This window comes from Streptomyces sp. NPDC052101, assembly GCF_040680235.1.
Taxonomy (GTDB): Bacteria; Actinomycetota; Actinomycetes; order Streptomycetales; family Streptomycetaceae; genus Streptomyces.
Genome location: NZ_JBFAWH010000041.1, coordinates 26133 through 42223, shown reverse-complemented (window position 1 = coordinate 42223; position 16091 = coordinate 26133). Strand labels below are relative to the sequence as shown.

At 69.6% G+C, this 16091-nt stretch carries 13 protein-coding genes; 12 read left to right on the top strand and 1 reads right to left on the bottom strand.

Annotated features, from left to right (window positions below; translation table 11 throughout):
- Positions 1-85: 85 nt before the first annotated feature.
- The 12 genes from AB0L75_RS38770 to AB0L75_RS38715 all read left to right on the top strand — a co-directional run bounded on the left by AB0L75_RS38770 (position 86) and on the right by AB0L75_RS38715 (position 14781).
- Positions 86-1576, top strand: a complete 1491-nt coding sequence (locus AB0L75_RS38770) for a hypothetical protein (RefSeq protein WP_365190849.1) — start codon at positions 86-88, stop codon at positions 1574-1576.
- Positions 1573-3150 (top strand): hypothetical protein, encoded by a 1578-nt coding sequence (locus AB0L75_RS38765; protein ID WP_365190847.1) that lies wholly within the window; start codon positions 1573-1575, stop codon positions 3148-3150. The genes AB0L75_RS38770 and AB0L75_RS38765 overlap by 4 nt, the downstream gene beginning before the upstream one ends.
- Before the next feature lie 175 nt (positions 3151-3325).
- On the top strand, positions 3326-4009 hold the full coding sequence (locus tag AB0L75_RS38760) for an alpha/beta fold hydrolase (RefSeq protein WP_365190845.1): 684 nt from the start codon (positions 3326-3328) through the stop codon (positions 4007-4009).
- Positions 4010-4093: 84 nt separating this feature from the next.
- On the top strand, positions 4094-5317 hold the full coding sequence (locus AB0L75_RS38755; RefSeq protein WP_365190844.1) for a CoA transferase: 1224 nt from the start codon (positions 4094-4096) through the stop codon (positions 5315-5317).
- Positions 5304-6182 (top strand): CoA ester lyase, encoded by an 879-nt coding sequence (locus AB0L75_RS38750; RefSeq protein WP_365190842.1) that lies wholly within the window; start codon positions 5304-5306, stop codon positions 6180-6182. Before AB0L75_RS38755 ends, AB0L75_RS38750 begins: the two co-directional genes overlap by 14 nt.
- Complete coding sequence (locus AB0L75_RS38745; RefSeq protein WP_365190840.1) at positions 6179-7033, top strand: cyclase family protein; 855 nt, start codon at positions 6179-6181, stop codon at positions 7031-7033. The genes AB0L75_RS38750 and AB0L75_RS38745 overlap by 4 nt, the downstream gene beginning before the upstream one ends.
- 2 nt (positions 7034-7035) lie before the next feature.
- On the top strand, positions 7036-8457 hold the full coding sequence (locus tag AB0L75_RS38740) for an MmgE/PrpD family protein (protein WP_365190838.1): 1422 nt from the start codon (positions 7036-7038) through the stop codon (positions 8455-8457).
- 81 nt (positions 8458-8538) lie between these two features.
- Positions 8539-9642 carry a phenazine antibiotic biosynthesis protein gene (locus AB0L75_RS38735; RefSeq protein ID WP_365190836.1) on the top strand — a complete coding sequence of 368 codons (1104 nt, stop codon included), beginning with the start codon at positions 8539-8541 and terminating at the stop codon, positions 9640-9642.
- A 19-nt stretch (positions 9643-9661) separates the two neighbouring features.
- Positions 9662-11077 (top strand): carboxylesterase family protein, encoded by a 1416-nt coding sequence (locus AB0L75_RS38730; protein ID WP_365190834.1) that lies wholly within the window; start codon positions 9662-9664, stop codon positions 11075-11077.
- A gap of 375 nt (positions 11078-11452) precedes the next feature.
- Positions 11453-12784: a cytochrome P450 gene (locus AB0L75_RS38725; protein ID WP_365190833.1), complete on the top strand. Its 1332-nt coding sequence runs from the start codon at positions 11453-11455 to the stop codon at positions 12782-12784.
- A gap of 137 nt (positions 12785-12921) precedes the next feature.
- A complete protein-coding gene (locus tag AB0L75_RS38720; protein WP_365190831.1) occupies positions 12922-14157 on the top strand; it encodes a cytochrome P450 in 1236 nt (411 codons plus the stop codon).
- 99 nt (positions 14158-14256) lie between these two features.
- Positions 14257-14781, top strand: coding sequence for a nuclear transport factor 2 family protein (locus AB0L75_RS38715; RefSeq protein ID WP_365190829.1), 525 nt, complete (start codon positions 14257-14259; stop codon positions 14779-14781).
- A gap of 546 nt (positions 14782-15327) precedes the next feature.
- Here the strand turns inward: AB0L75_RS38715 and AB0L75_RS38710 are convergent.
- Positions 15328-16059: a TetR/AcrR family transcriptional regulator C-terminal domain-containing protein gene (locus AB0L75_RS38710; protein ID WP_365190827.1), complete on the bottom strand. Its 732-nt coding sequence runs from the start codon at positions 16057-16059 to the stop codon at positions 15328-15330.
- Positions 16060-16091 lie beyond the last annotated feature (32 nt).

Below are 16091 nucleotides of genomic sequence, written 5' to 3'. Positions count from 1 at the left end.
CCCCCCTCACCGCCCCCTCCACAGGAGAAAAGACAGAAGATGACCAACACCGACACCGACCACCTGATGGCCGAGGAGGCGGGACATGGCTGACCGGCACGGTCCGGCCGCCGTGACGGCCGACGGCATCCGGTGGCGTACCCGCGCGACCCTCGTCCTGGAGGTGGCAGGCGCGTTCGCGACCGTCGGATCGATGGCGGCCGTTATCGAGATCTGCCGGGACATGCTGGCCGGGCGCACCGGCACCGACCGGCTCTGGTGGCTCGTCGGTGCCGCCGTCGCCATGGTGCTGGTGGGATTCGCCGTGCAGGTGGTGGGCCGGGTGCTGAGCCGGGAGGCGGGCGTGCGCACGCAGGAGCGCTTCTTCGCCGCGGTCACCGGCAGGGTGCACGGCAACCCCGCCGCCCGCTCGGTGCACGCCTCCTGGCGGACGAACGCGGCGACCCTCGGCCGTGACATCGCCCAGACCGGCACGATGGTCGGCCGGACCCAGGCCGAACTCGTCTCGTCCGTGACGGTGTTCGCACTGTCGGTCGGCTACCTGTTCTGGGCCGCGTGGCAGATGGCGCTGGTGACCCTGTTGCCGATGGCGCTCGGGTTCCTCGTCTTCCGTGTGAACGGGGCGCGCTTCACCCGCGACATCAGGGACGACTACATCACGAGCCTGCGCACCGTCAACGCCGTACGCCCCAGGATCGGACTCGTGGCACGGCTCAACCGGGCCGGGACGCGCGCGGACACCGCCGCCACGACCCGCACGGCGGCCGGCAAGCTGGCCGAGGTCACCACCGGGTTCACCGAGTTCTTCCTGACCCGGGTGGGCGTGCTGCTCGGCGCCCGGGCTCTGGCCGAGATCGCCTTCTCGCCGCTGACCGTCTTCACCTTCGTCCTCTGCGGCGGGGCGACGATGATCAGGTCGGGCTGGCTGACCCCGGCCGACCTGATCCCGCCCCTGGTGGTGGGCGTGGGCCTGGGAGCGCCCCTGCTGGCGATCACCTACTACCTGGAGGAGATCGGCTGGGGCAAGATGTCGGTGTTCCGGTTGACCGCCTTCTCCAGCGAGGGACAGGCGGCGGATCCCGACGCCTTGACCCTCGACCTGCCCGAGACCGGCGTCCACACGGTCGCCGAGCCGACGGACGAGGCGGCCGACCTGATCGTCGACCAGGTCGCGGCCGCGACCCCGGCCGACCGCCTGGCCGTCGTGGTGCCCGACGCACCCGTCGCGGTCGGACCGGTCGGTGCCTACATCACCGCCGACCGCCCGGAACCCGGCACGCCGGAGGAGGCCGAGCGGGCCGCCCGGATCGCCGGTGTCCACGAGACGCTCTCGGCCCTGCCGCGCGGATACGACTCCGTCCTCGGCTCCGACGCGTCGCTGTCCTCCGCCGAACTCCAACGGCTCGCCCTGGCAAGGGCGCTGGCCGGCGGCCGGGAGCGCGTCCTGCTCGATCAGCGGGCGTTCCCGGGCGCACCGGAGCTGGCCCGTACCGCCGCCGAGGAACTGCGCGAGCAGACGTCCGTGGTCCTCGTGGCCCCGCCCCGTTCCCTCGCATCCCGGGAGGCCGCCCAGTGAGGCCCGTTCTCGTCCGCCTGTGGCGCGCATCCGGCTGGCAGGCAGTGACGCCGCTGCTGCTCTTCCTGGCCCTCGGTGCGATCGTGCAGGGAGTCGCCTTCACCTTCGCGGTGCCCATCGCCGAAAGCCTGTTCCGCCGCGGGGCGGAGGTCCCCTGGGGGTGGATCGCCGCCCTGCTGGTGGCCGCCCTGATCCACGCCGTACTGCACTACCGCAGCGTGCCCATGGGCAACAAGCTCGGTGCCGACCTCGTGACCACGCTCCACCACGACCTCGCCGAGCAGTTGTCCCGGCGGCCCACCCGCACCCTCGACGTCAGCCACGCGGACCGGCTCGCCTCGCTCGACGGTACGGCCCTGGTGGTGCTGATGGGCCTGCCCGCACACATCCTGCGCCCGCTGGTCGCGGCCGTCGCCACGCCGGTGACGGTGATCGTGATCACCGCGTTCATCGACGTCAAGGTCGCGGCGGTGCTCGCCGTCGGCATGCTGGCGCTGGTGCTCGTGACCCCAGTGGTGGTCCGTCTGCTGACCCGGGACGAGGAGCCCGACGGGGCCGAATGGCTCCGCCAGATCTGCTCCTACCCGGCCCGCTCGCCACGCACTCACGCCGGGCCCGCCCTGCGCCCGGCAGCGGGTGAGGTGATGCTCTGGCGCGTCACCGAACTGGCCCTGTGCGGTGCCGTCGCCCTGTGCGTCGCGATCGCCAAGGGCGGGGGCGCGTCCACGGCGACCAAGGTCGGCCTCGTCATTCTGTCGGTGCTGACCCTCCGTGCGGTGCTCGAAGCCGTCCTTCTCACCAGCACGGTGATGAACTCCTACGAGGTGATGGCGATGATCGGCCGGCTGGCGGACCCCGGCACCGCGGAGCCGCCGAGCGCCGAGTGGCCGGAGCGGACGGATGTGGAGTTCGCCGAGGTCGAGTTCGCCGTCGACGCAACGACGGTGCTCAGCGCCACCTCGTTCCGGCTTCCCGCGCGGGCGACGACCGCGATCGTCGGCGCTCCGGACGGCGTCCGGCTGCTCCTCGGCGAACTGCTGGCGGGCGAGGTCGCGGGGGCGTCCGGACGGGTGCTGATCGGCGGGGTGGAGGTCGGCACCATCGCGGTCCCGGAGATCGAGCGGAACATCAGCCGCGTGTCGGCGTCGGCGCCCGCCCTCACACGGGAGAGCGCGGAGCAGTTCGTCGGCTCCCAGCCGCTTGAGGGCTCCGACGGCACACCGTCCCACCTGGACTCGCCACGGGTCAGGGCCAGCCTGGACCGCCTGCGCCGGAACCTTGCCGAACCCGCCGGGTCCGCTCTGGGCGACGCCGACCGCTGGCGGCTCGCGCTGCTGCGCACGCTGGTGGAGGACCCCGAAGTGGTGATCGTGGACGGCACCGCGGGATCGGACGGATTCGCCGAGGAACCCGATCTGGCCGACCTGCTGTCCGCCCTCGCCGAGGACCGGACCTGCTGGCTCGTCCCCGGACCGGGATTCGTCCTCCCGCCCTGCGACGAAGTGCTCCTCGTCGAGGGCACCCGGGTCGTTCCCAAAGCGGTCACCGCACCCAGGTCAACCCCTATTGGTTAGCCAGAGCCCCTGGGATTTATGTGGGGTTGAAACCCTGCCAGGTGGTCGGGATGATTTCACCACGGGTGGAGTCGATGAAAGAAGCAGAGGTAGTTTCGTGCTGAATGCAGATACGCGGGAGGCGAGTGGCTGGATTCGCCGCTTCCATTCAGCGTCGAATTCCGCAACCCGGCTCGTGTGCTTTCCGCACGCCGGCGGGTCGGCCAGCTACTTCTACGGCGTCTCCGCGGCCCTGTCACCTGCGCTCGATGTCCTGGCGATCCAGTACCCGGGTCGCCAGGACCGCCGTTCGGAGCCGGTGCTGCGCACCATCGACGAACTGGCCCAGCAGGCCGTGGACGCACTGCGGCCGTGGTCGGACCGTCCGCTGGTGCTCTTCGGGCACAGCATGGGGGCCCTGATCTCCTTCGAGGTGGCCAGGAAGCTCGAAGCCGAGTCGGCCGGGCCGCTGTCGCTGGTGGTCTCCGGCTGCCGGGCCCCGTCCCGGTACCGTCAGGACCCCCTGCACCTGTCCTCCGACGACGTCCTGCTCGCCGAGATCGAGCGGCTGGAGGGGACCGACTCCCGGCTGATGGACGACGAGGAACTGCGCGCCCTCTTCCTGCCCGCACTCCGCGGCGACTACGAGGCCGTCGCCACCTATCGTCACCGCCCGGGCAACCCCTTGAACTGCCCGGTCCTCGCCATGGTCGGCGACAAGGATCCCAAGGCGGGCGTGGACGACGTCGACGCCTGGCGCGACCACACCCGGGAGAGCTGCGAAACGCGGGTCTTCACCGGAGGGCACTTCTATCTGACGAGCCATGCCGCCGCCGTGACCGAAACAGTGCGCAGGCATGTCGAGGAATTGAGCAGCTGACGTTTCCCCGGGGTCCCGGCCGACATTTTCCCGGGGCTGCGGCTGACATTTTCCCGGGGCCGATCGAGAACGAGAGGACATGCCATGGCCGATGCGTCACCGGATTCCCCTGGTGCTGCTCCCCTTCCACTGGCGGGCCTCAAAGTCATCGACGTCTCCACTCTCTTCGCCGGCCCCTACGCGGCCCAGCTGCTGGCCGACTTCGGCGCCGAAGTGATCAAGGTGGAGCACCCGACGGGTGACCCGGTGCGCCGGTACGGTGCCATGCACGAAGGGGTGCCGCTCGTCTGGAAGGTTCTCAACCGCAACAAGAAGAGCGTCGTCCTCGACCTCAAGCAACCGGACGACCAGAAGAACTTCCTGAAACTGGCGACCGGGGCGGACGCGCTGATCGAGAACTTCCGGCCGGGAACGCTGGAACGCTGGGGGCTCGGCCCCGACGTACTGGCGGAGCACAACCCGCGGTTGGTCGTCACGAGGGTCACGTGCTTCGGACAGGACGGGCCCTATGCGAACCGGCCGGGATTCGGCACGCTCGCCGAGGCCATGAGCGGCCTGGCCGCCATGTCGGGGGAACCGGACGGCCCTCCTGCCCTTCCCGCCTTCCCGCTCGGCGACGCCTTCGCGGGGATGCAGGCGGCCTGCGCCACCCTGATAGCGTTGCGGGCCCGCGACCGGCTGGGCCGCGGACAGGTCGCGGACGTCGCGATCACGGAGTCGTTGATCGGTGCCCTGGGCGCCCAGCTGACCGCCTACACCGCGTCGGGCACCAAGCCGCCCCGCGTCGGCAACCGGTCCAACAACAATGCTCCCCGCAACGTCTACCGCTGCGGGGACGGCGCATGGGTGGCCGTGTCCGCCCCGGCGCAGTCGGTGGCCGAGCGGGTCATGCGGCTCGTCGGCCGCCCCGAGCTGATCGAGGAACCGTGGTTCGCCACCGGCGTCGGCCGGGCCGCCCACCGCGACCTGATCGACGACGCCGTCGGCGAGTGGATCTCGCTCCGCGAGCGCTCCGAGGTGATGGCGGCCTTCGAACGCGCGGAAGCCGCCGTCGCCCCCATCTACGAAGTCGACGACGTCCTCAGCGATCCGCACTTCGCGTCGCGGGATGTGGCGATCGACATACCCGACCCCGAGCTGGGGACGGTGCGCATGCAGAACGTGCCATTTCGCCTGTCGGTGACCCCTGGGCACGTCAGGTGGGCCGGACCTCGGCTGGGCGAACACACCGACGAGGTCCTGGCGGCTGCCGGCGATCCGGCCTCCGGCCTGCCTCAACAAGGAAGAACGGACCATGAACCCTCCTGAGCGGCGGCAGCGACTCTTCCTCAGCTATCTCTACGTTCCCGGCCACCAACCCGAGCGCATAGCAAGGGCGTACGCATCCGACGCCCACGCCGTCATCCTCGACCTGGAGGACGGCGTACCGGAACCGCGCAAGGCGTACGCCAGGGCGATGGTCTCCGAGATGGTCGCCGGAACCCCCCTGAAGCCGACCTATGTGCGGCTGAACTCGATGGCCTCCGGCCTCTGCAAGGACGACGTCCTGGCCGTGGCCGGAGCGGGGCTGTCGGGCGTACGCCTGCCCAAGGTGGAACACCCCGACGACGTCCGGCAGCTCGAGTGGCTGCTCCAGCAGGCCGGCAGCTCCGCGGCGATCCATCTGCTCCTGGAGACCGCCCGCGCGCTGGAGCTGGCCTACCCCCTCGCCACGGCGTCGCCCGTGGTGGAGATGCTCGGGCTCGGCGAGACCGATCTGCAGGTCGACCTGAACAGCGATCTGGACGGCCCGACGATGGACGCCTGCCGCACCCGCGTCATCATGGCCTCCCGCGCCGCCGGCCTGTCCAGCCCGTGCCAGAGCGTGTTCTCCGACATCCGCGACCTCGACAACCTGCTGACCAGCAGCGTGCACGGCAAGCGCCTCGGCTTCGTCGGCCGCATGGCCATCCATCCGGCGCAGATCCCCATCATCCACGACGTCTACACGCCCAAGCCGAACGAGGTCGCGGAAGCCCAGGAGATATGCGATGCCGCCGCGCTGGCACAGGCGCAGAACGCCTCAATCATCATCACGCCCAACGGCAGGACGGTCGGGCCGCCGATGATCGCCAAGGCGCGGCGGACGCTGGAGATCGCAGCCGGAATCAACTCGACCGAGGAGTCGTCGTGACGCACCCGACAGCAGCGAGGCCCGACGCCCTGCTGGCCGCCGTCGGGCAGGGCGTGGAGGTGCTGGACCTGGCGCAACCCCTGGCCAACGGCATCCCGTGCTCGCCGAACCACCCGGGATTCAGGATGGCGCTGACTCGGCGCCACGGTGACATGGTGCGCCCGGACGGAGGCTCGGCGGCCGCCGAGATCATCGTGACGGGCGGGCATGTGGGAACTCACATCGACGCCCTCGCGCACGTCTCCCAGGACGGCCTTCTGCACGGCGGCCACGACTGCATGGAAGCCCAGACGGGAGGAAGCTTCTCGGTCCACGGGGTCGAGACGATCGCCCCGATGATCTGCCACGGTGTCATGCTGGACATCGCGGGGCTGCACGGCGTCGACTGCCTCGACGGCGGCTACGGGATCACTGCAGAAGACCTGGCCACGGCCGCCGAGAAGGCGAACGTCACCCCCACCGCCGGGGGCGTCTGCCTGATCAACACCGGGTGGAGCCGCTGGTGGCCGCAGCCCGAGCGGTATCTCGGGACGGAGTCGGGGGTCCCCGGTGTGACGGCGGAGGCCGCGAGGTGGCTCGCGCAGCACGAGATCCGCGCGGCCGGTACCGACACCACCGCCTTCGAGCGGATCCAGCCCGGCCGCGGCCACGCCGTCCTGCCCGTCCACCGGATCATGCTGGTGGAGAACGGCATTCACATCATCGAGCACATGAGGCTGACGGACCTCGTGGATCGCGGCATCGCCGAGTTCACCTTCGTCCTGGCGCCGTTGAAGATCGTCGGAGCGACCGGCTGCCCGGTCCGCCCGCTCGCAGCGGTGAGCGCCGCCGAACCCGCGCGGGGGGACTGAGCGTGCTCAAGGGGAATGCTCCGCGCGGCCTCATCGACGACGTGGCCGACTTCGCCGAGCGGGCCGTGAAGACCGGACTCGCCGACCGCCGCGAGAACGCGGTCCGCGCGGTGCTCGACACCGTGGGCAACATGGCCCTGGGCGCCGCACAACCCATCCACGGCCTCGTCAGCGAGGTGGCCCGGCAATGGGGGACCGGCGACGCGGCCACGGCCATCGGTCACCCCCACCGCATGCCGTCCACCGCGGCGGCGTTCGTCAACGGCACACTCGCCCACTGCATGGACTTCGACGACACACACCTCCCCTCGGTCCTGCACCCGAGCGCGTCGGTCGTGCCGGCCGCCTTCGCGGCGGGTGAGGCGGGAGAGGCCGACGGGCCCCGCCTGCTCGACGCCATCACGGTCGGGATCGAGGTGTGCGTCCGGCTCGGGATGGCCGGATACGACGCGCAGCTCGGCAACTCGATCTTCTTCGAACGCGGACAGCACGCCACCGCCATCTGCGGTGCGGTGGGATCCGCCGTGGCCGCCGCGATGCTCGCCACGGGCGGCGCAGGGACGATCGCCGCGGCCGCGAGCATCGCCGCCAGCATGGGCTCCGGACTGCTGGAAGCGAACCGGACCGGTGGCAGCGTCAAGCGGATACACACCGGCTGGGCCGCGCACTGCGGTGTGGCCGCCGCTCAGCTGGCCGCGTGCGGCCTGACCGGGCCGCCCACCGTACTGGAAGGCCGCTTCGGCTTCTTCACGGCGTTCTGCGGGGAAGGGGCACGCCCGGAACTGGTCACCGAAGACCTGGGCGACCACTGGTACTCGGACGCGATGCACATCAAGCCCTACCCCAGCAACCACTTCACCCACGCGGGCATCGACGCGGCCCTCGAACTGCGAAGCCGGGGAGTGACACCCGAGGACGTGGTCGCGGTCGAACTCGGCCTGCCCGCCCCGGTCCTGCGCACGGTCGCCGAACCCGCCGATGTGAAGGCCTCGCCGGAAAGCGGCTACGCGGCGGCCTTCTCCGGGCCCTACACCGTGGCGGCGGCGCTGGTCGGCGGCGGCGGGCTCGGGCTGTACATCGACGACTTCACCGACGAGGCGGCTCGTCGGCCGGAAGTCCTCGCACTCGCCCGCAAGGTGACCTGCTACGCGGACCCCGACTGCACGGCCCTCTTCCCCGGGCAGTTCCCCGCCAGGGTCACCGCACACCTCACCGAGGGCCGAACCGAAGAGGTGATCCGCCACACCAACCGGGGCGGACCCCACCTTCCGCTGACCGAGGGCGAACTGCGGCGGAAATTCACCTTGAACGCCACGCGCTCGTTCGACGGCCGTTCGGTGGAGCTTCTCGCGAGCGAGATCCAGCGGCTCGCGGACACCGCATCGGCCCGGTCCGTCATGAAGCTTCTCCGCATCCCGGGCTGACCGGTCGCCGGTGGGGATCCAGCAAGGCTGCCGCTGCGGCAGGACTGTCATTTCAGCACGACACGAGCAACGGAGTATGCGATGACCGAAGCGACCGACCCCCGCTGGGCGGTCCTGGATCCCGCCACGGACCCCGGTGACCCCGACGCGTATCTGCGGACCGCCGTGGCCTGGCACTTCGGTGCGGACACGGGCTCGCCGTTCTGGCTGCGCAGGGCGAAGGAGCTGGACTTCGACCCACTGACCGAGGTGCGCACCTTCGACGACCTGAAGCTGTTCCCCAACGTCGTCGACGAGTGGCGCGACATCCCGGTGGAGGACCTGATCCCGCGCGGCTACGGCCCCAACCCTCCGGCGCCCAGGGTGTTCGAGAGCGGCGGCACCACCGGGGCCCCCAAGCGGGCCATCCTGATGCCGGAATGGATCGAAGCCTCGATCGACCGGATGCTCAACGGACCGCAGTTCGCCGGCCGTGCGCCCTCCAACATCCTGGTCATGACGCCGACCGGACCGCACAAGATCGGCTGTATGTACGACTACGTCGTCCAGCGCCAGAACACCATCAAGTTCTGCATCGACATGGACCCGCGCTGGGTCAAGAAGCTCATCGCCTCGGGACAGAAGGACCAGGCGGACGCCTACGTCGAGCACGTCGTCGACCAGGCGGAGCATGTGCTGGAGAGCCAGGACGTCGGCCTGCTGGTGACCACACCGCCGCTGCTGCGCGCCTGCGCCAGGCGCCCGCGCGTCGCCGAGCTGATCAACTCCAAGGTCGAGGTGGTGTTCTGGGGCGGCGCCCACATGACCATCGACGAGCGGTTCGAGCTGCAGCACGTGCACTTCCCGAACGTGCGGATGGTCAGCCGGTACAGCAGCATCATGATTCTCGAGGGCGCCACCCAACGGCAGGGTCTCGGCTCGGACGACGACATCGTCTTCGACACCCCCAGCCCGGTGGTCACATTCCGTGTGGTCGACCCCGAGACGGGCGAGACAGTGCCCTACGGCCAGCGCGGACAGGTCGTGATGAACCACGTCAGCAAGGGGATGTTCGTCCCGAACAACCTCGAGCGCGACACCGCCGTCCGGGTGCCCGCGCCCGAGGGGCGGATCGGCGACTCCGTCTCGTCCCCCGCTCCCGTCGACGTGTTCGGCGGAGAGACCGTCATCGAAGGCATCTACTGAGTCGGGGGAACCAACCACCATGTCGCACAACGAGAACACCGATCTGTCGGTGCGGACCGGCTCCGGCCGGCTGCAGGGCTTCCTCGATCGCGGGGTGCCGAACTGGCGCGGAGTGCCCTACGGACGGGTCGAGGAGCGGTTCCGCCCGGCGCGTACGGCCGCCTCCGACGGCGATGTCGATGCCACCCGATGGGGGCCGGTCAGCTGGCAGGTGCCGCTGACCCTGGACTTCGGCACCTGGACACCGCTCTACCCGGACTTCGTGGAGAGTGAGGACTGCCTCAGGCTGAACATCTGGGCGCCTCCGGCGAAGCGGGCCGAGCCGCGCCCCGTACTGGTGTGGCTCCACCCCGGTGCCCATATGTTCGGCAGCGGCAACATGCAGACGTACGACCCCTGGGTCTTCGCCGCGCACCACGACGTGGTCGTGGTCAGCGGCAACTGCAGGCTCGGGCCCTGGGGCCAGCTCTACCTCGGTGGGCTCGATCCGCAGTTCGGCGACAGCGTGAACCTCGCCCTGCGCGACTACCTGCTGATGCTGGAGTGGGTACGTGACAACATCGCCGAGTTCGGTGGCGATCCGGAGAGCGTCACCATCTTCGGCGCGTCGTCCGGCGCCTCCGACGTCGGCACGCTGCTGGGCGTTCCCGCCGCCCGCGGGCTCTTCCAGCGGGCCGTGGTGTACAGCGGCAACGCCGAGCAGGCGGTGACCCCGGACGAGGCGACCGCCCTGGCCGAACGCTTCATCGCGGCGGCGGGTTCCCTGGCCGCCACTCCGACGGACCTGGCGAAGCTGTCCAACGTCGCCCTCCGCTGGATCCACAAGGAGATGCTGAAGGACGGCCCGGTCCGCTACGACCCGGTCGTCGACGGCGAGATCCTCCCCAGGCAGCCCCTGGAGTCGGTCGGGAAGGGCATGGCCGCCGACGTCCCGCTCCTGGTCTCGGTGACCGCCGACGAGGCGCGCATGTTCGACCTCTACTCCGATCACGACGTCGACGACAAGTACGCCGAACTCCCCGGGGCCGACCTCGGGGCCGGACACGACGAGAAGGTCGACGCGCTGTCCAAGAAGTACTTCATCGAACCGGCCCAGCGGCTTCTGGCAGCCGCGAACGCCGGCGGTGGGCAGTGCTGGGCCCAGGTGTTCAACTACCAGCTCAGCACCTCGCCCATGGTCCATCTGCCTGCTCTGGCGGGGCGGCCGGCCCACGCCTCGGACAGCGCCGCGATTTTCTACGACCGCAGCAGCGAGGCCGAGAACGACACCGACCGCGCCGTCGGCGAGGCGGAACAGGCCGCGATCACCGGCCTGGCCAGGAACGGGAATCCCGGCTGGGAGCGGTACACCGCGCAGAAGCCCGACGCCAAGTGGATCGGCCCGTCGGACACCGCCGCTCTGGACTTCGGGCCGCTGCCACACAGCGGGGCCTGACGTCGCGCTCGCTGGTGCTTCGCCGGTGAGCAGCATCGTCATCACTCCAGTTGCAGCCCGCCACCGTCGCCGGTCAGGGGCCGCAGGAACGGATCAGCCCGCGCGCTCCTCACCTCTTAGGGGGTGGCGCCACCGACAGCTGGGGCACTAGTGGGTCTCGGCCCGTCAACTGTCATTAGGGGTTGCTACACCGAATCACCACCTGGCACGTTGATCGGGCGGTCGGCACGCGATCGCACGGCCAACCGCCGGTCCTTTCCGACCGCGCCGGCCTTCGGTCCGACCGAAGGCCTGTGGCCACCCGCTCATGGGGGCGGCACGAGGGAAACGTGTGCAGCGGGGCGTTGTCGGCCTCGCACCCCGGGGGCGTCGGCAATGCCCTGCCAGTACCGCTGTGCGTTCGACCAGCGTGACGACTTAAAGCAGCGCCACCGGATCCAGCAGGGCTCGGTGCGCCGGAGGAGACACAGTCACATGACGACTGATTACGAGCCCAATCTGCTGGATCCCGAATTGATGGCGAATCCCCGTGCCGGCTTCGCGCGCATGCGGGAGTTCGCGCCGGTGTGCCTCGGCAAGTCCGCGATGGGTTCGCCCGTGTGGTACGTGACGGGCGCCGCCGAGGTCCGCACGGTGCTGAGCGACCCGCGCTTCGTCACCCGCATCCAACCTGCGCCCGGCGAAGAGGACACGCTGCTCAAGAACCTCGCCGCCATTGGTGTGCGCGGCGAGCTGACCACCTACGTCACCGGAATGCTCATCAACTTTTCCGGGGCCGAGCACGCCCGGCTGCGCAATCTGGTCTCCTCCGCCTTCACGGCCCGCCGGGTCGCGAACTTCCGGCCTCGTATCGAAGAGATCACCAAGGCCCTCCTCGACGAGGTGGAGGCGGCCGGATCCGGCCCTGTCGACCTGATCGACAAGTTCGCCTACCCGCTTCCCATCGCTGTGATCTGTGAACTCGTCGGTGTGCATGAGAGCGATCGCCCGGCCTGGCGGGAGTGGGGCGATGGGCTGGTGTCGATGACGGCGGAGCGCACCCCTGCCGCGCTGGAGGGAATGGTCGGGCAGGTCAAGGAGCTGGTTGCCAAGCGCCGCGCAGAGCCGGCCGACGACCTGGTCAGCGCACTGTTGCGGGCCCAGGCGGACGACGGTGACCGTCTCTCCGACGACGAGCTGATCACCCTCGTGATCAACATCGTCTTCGCCGGGCACGAGACCACCGCCCATCTGATCGGCAACGCCACGGCCGCGCTGCTCACCCACCCCGATCAGCTGGAGCTGCTGCGCAAGGAGCCGGAGCGCTGGCCCACCGCGGTGCACGAGTTCCTGCGCCTGTGGACCCCTTTCCCCGTCAGCCCGCTGCGGTACGCCACGGAGACCCTGGAACTCGGCGGACGCACCATCAACGCCGGCGAGGCCGTGCTGGCCATCCTGCTCTCCGCCAACACAGACCCGAACGAGCACAGCTGCCCCGAGCGCTTCGACGTCACCCGCCGCGAGGGGAAGCGCAGCGCAGGTAACTTCGGCTTCGGACACGGCGTCCACTACTGCTTGGGCGCCCCGCTGGGCCGTCTCGAGGCCGAGGTCGGGCTTTCGGCGCTGTTCCAGCGTTTCCCCGACCTCGCCCTGGAAGGCGAACCGAGCTGGACGCCGCACCCGTTGATGATCCGGCTGCCCAAACTGGCAGTCTCCCTGGGTCGTTGACGATTCGGCACGTCCGGATTCACATGCGTCCTCGACGTGCCCGTAAAACCGCCCGTGTATTGACAAGCATGACGAACGGACAGGCGTCACCGAGCCCGAGATCCCAGGGCTCGGTGCGCTGGAGGAGGCGCAGCCGCATGACCACCGATTCCCAGGAAAACGTGTCAGACCGGGATCTGACGGCCAACCCCTGTGAAGGGGACGGACGACCGCCTGAGGAGGGGCCGCTGCGCCTCGGCAAGACCATGGTCGGGGCACCCGTGTGGTACGTAACGGGCGCCGCCGAGGTGCGCTCGGTGCTCAGCGATCCACGATTCGTCGTCACCAACACCGCGAGGGAGCCGGGGGAAAAGGACCCCAAGATCCAGCTGGTCGGCCAACTCGGTGTGTCCGAGGAGCTGGCCGCCTACATCGTCGATCTGCTGCCCGACCGCGACGGCGCCGCCCACACCCGGTTGCGCAAGCTGGTGGCCCCGCCCTTCACGGCGCGCCGGGTGGCGAAGCTCCGCTCGCGGGTCGAGGAAATCACCGAGGCCCTCCTGGACGAGATAGAGGCGGCCGGCCCCGGCCCCGTCGACCTGATCAACGCGTTCGCCTATCCGCTTCCGATCACCGTGATCTGTGAGCTGGTGGGCGTGCCGGAAGCCGACCGTCCGGCGTGGCGGGATTGGGGTGACGCACTGCTGAGCCTGGACGCGAAGCGCTTCGCCCCGGCCCTGCAGGCGATGGTCGACCAGGTCGAGGACTTGGTGGTACGGCGGCGTGACGAACCCGGCGACGACCTGATCACCACGCTGCTGCGCGCCCACTCCGAGGACGAGGACGCCCTCTCCGAGCACGACCTGGTCAAGATGATCATCACGCTGGTCCTCACCGGGCACGAGACCACCGCGCACCTGCTGAGCAATTCCGTCGCGGCGCTGCTCACCCATCCCGACCAACTGGAGCTGCTGCGCAAGGAGCCGGAGCGGTGGCCCACCGCGGTGCATGAACTGATGCGTCGCTGGACCCCCGTGCGCGTCACCGCCGTGCGGTACGCCACCGAGACGGTGGAGATCGGTGGCGTCGAGATCAAGGCCGGAGAGGCGGTGCTGCCCGTACTGGTGGATGCCAACCAGGACCCACGTGAGTACGGGTGCCCTGAGCGCTTCGACATCACCCGCCGCGAGGACAAGCGGAGCGAGGGCCACGTCGGCTTCGGGCACGGCGCGCACTACTGCCTGGGCGCCCCGCTGGCCCGGCAGGAGGCCGAGGTCGCGCTACAGGCGCTCTTCCGGCGCTTCCCCGACCTGGCGATCGCCGGTGAACCCCAGTGGTCGTCCGGCGGGCTGATGGTGCGGATGACGCAGCTCTTGGTCTCGCTACGTCCGTAGCCACCATACGGCGGGACCTCAGGTCCGCCTCCTGCCGACATCTTCCGGATGTGGCGTGCTTCCGTCGCGCCACCCTTTCTGCACAGGAGCCAATCAAAGGTGTCCGTCTCCACTGCGCACGACGTCGACGAATCGCAGGCGCTGCGCGACCGCAACGAGATCATCAGGGTCTGCACCCTGGTCGCCTGGTTGTCGGATCGTCGCGATTGGGCGGCCTTGCATGACATCCTCGCTGACGAGGTCGACTTCGACTACACCTCTCTCAACGGCGGCGAGCCGCTGGTACTGCCGCGCCAGGCCGTCATCGCCGGCTGGAGCGCGGTCCTGGGTGGCCTGCAGGCGACCCAGCATCTGGTCAGCAACCAACTCGTGACGGTGAACGGGGACACCGCGCAGTACACCGCGTCGGTCCTGGCCACCCACGTCCTACCGAACGATCAGGGCGAGTCGACCTGGACCGTGGGCGGGCACTACCTCTACACGCTGGCCCGCAGCGAGGGCGAATGGCGGATCAGCGGCATCAAGATGACGGCCGACTGGACCGCCGGCAACCGGGACATCATGCTTCTCGCGATCAAGGACCAGCCGGACAGCGTGAAGGAGTGGAAGCACGAGAGGCGCTAGCGACCTGGTGCACTCCCCGCTGATACCCGTCCCTTGGCTGCGTGCGCCTGCTCCCAGCCAAGGGACGGGTGTGTGTTTGAGGTCCTGCGCCGGGCAATTGTGCTGACTGCGGCTGCCAAGCGGCAGTGCAGGGCGCCCAGGTATCCCGCTCCTGCTACTACCCCCATCAGGCAACGGCCCCGCACGTGCAGAGCGTCAGACCGAAGAGGCTCGCCGCGGACAAGACGGCCCCGCTGCCGCCCCGGTCATCGACATCTGCTCGAGCCACGTGCCCGGCCAACTCATCGCCGACCACATGCGCACTCCTCTGGTCACCGGTGTCATCGAGATGGCTTTCACCGCCCGCGGCGGCAGACCCGACAGCGTCATGTTCCAACGACAAGGGTTCGCACGGGGAACGGTACGAGCGACGCCGTCACTCTGCCCTCGGCCACCTCACGCCGACCGAATTGGGGCAGCAGCAGACCACGCCATATGTGCTGTCACTCGTCACATGAAGCCAGGTGTTCCTTCACGGAGTTGAGCCCGTCATGCGATTGCTCCCGATCAGGACGGCGGGCGGAGGAAGGCCGAGAGCAGGCGGTCCAGTGAGCTGGTGAAGATGGCCTCCGCATCCAGGGGCGAGCCACTGCTGTCGGCGAGGGCGGCAGCGAGATTCGGGTAGGAGCCGTTGGCGAGAACGCCGCTCAGATAGGCCGCGAGGTCGACATGCTGGGTGGAGGCGTTGCTGATCGTGGTGCGCTCCCACTCCGCGAACTGGGCGACAAAACCGTTGAGGTGGGCGAACATCTCCAGTTTGGTGCCGCCGCTCAAGGGCGCGTCCGCGAGGGCGCCGAGAAAGAACTCGATGTTGCGCAGGGCGCCGGGCCCGACCGAGGGCCGTGTGATGGACAACTGAGCCAGCCAAGGGTGTCGCCGCATCGCGGCCAGTTCTTCACGGGCCAGCAGGGCGAGGTCCTCACGCGGATCACCTGACGGTTCGTCGGGGATGGCGAACTCGCTGACCACGGCGTCCAGCATCAGGTCGAAGAGGTGCTCCTTCGTCGCCACGTAGTTGTAGAGCGACATGGTCCCCGCGCCGACCGCGGCGGCGATCTTGCGCATGGAAACCGCGCCCACACCCTCGGCGTCCGCGAGGGCGATCGCGGCAGCGGCGATCGCGGCGCGGCTGTGGGACGGTTCTGGACCTCGGCCGGTGCGTTCGGGGCGCAGCCAGATCATCCCCGGGGGAGCCTTGGTGGGTGGGGAGTTGTAGGACTCGGATTTGCTGGACGGCATGGGTGAACACCTCGCCTCGAAGACTGGACACG

Excerpts from the sequence above, each read along its gene's own strand:
- AB0L75_RS38710 (WP_365190827.1), bottom strand. The coding sequence starts at position 16,059 with ATGCCGTCCAGCAAATCCGAGTCCTACAACTCCCCACCCACCAAGGCT.
- AB0L75_RS38725 (WP_365190833.1), top strand. The coding sequence starts at position 11,453 with ATGCCCTGCCAGTACCGCTGTGCGTTCGACCAGCGTGACGACTTAAAG.
- AB0L75_RS38755 (WP_365190844.1), top strand. The coding sequence starts at position 4,094 with ATGGCCGATGCGTCACCGGATTCCCCTGGTGCTGCTCCCCTTCCACTG.
- AB0L75_RS38730 (WP_365190834.1), top strand. The coding sequence starts at position 9,662 with ATGTCGCACAACGAGAACACCGATCTGTCGGTGCGGACCGGCTCCGGC.
- AB0L75_RS38750 (WP_365190842.1), top strand. The coding sequence starts at position 5,304 with ATGAACCCTCCTGAGCGGCGGCAGCGACTCTTCCTCAGCTATCTCTAC.
- AB0L75_RS38720 (WP_365190831.1), top strand. The coding sequence starts at position 12,922 with ATGACCACCGATTCCCAGGAAAACGTGTCAGACCGGGATCTGACGGCC.
- AB0L75_RS38770 (WP_365190849.1), top strand. The coding sequence starts at position 86 with ATGGCTGACCGGCACGGTCCGGCCGCCGTGACGGCCGACGGCATCCGG.
- AB0L75_RS38735 (WP_365190836.1), top strand. The coding sequence starts at position 8,539 with ATGACCGAAGCGACCGACCCCCGCTGGGCGGTCCTGGATCCCGCCACG.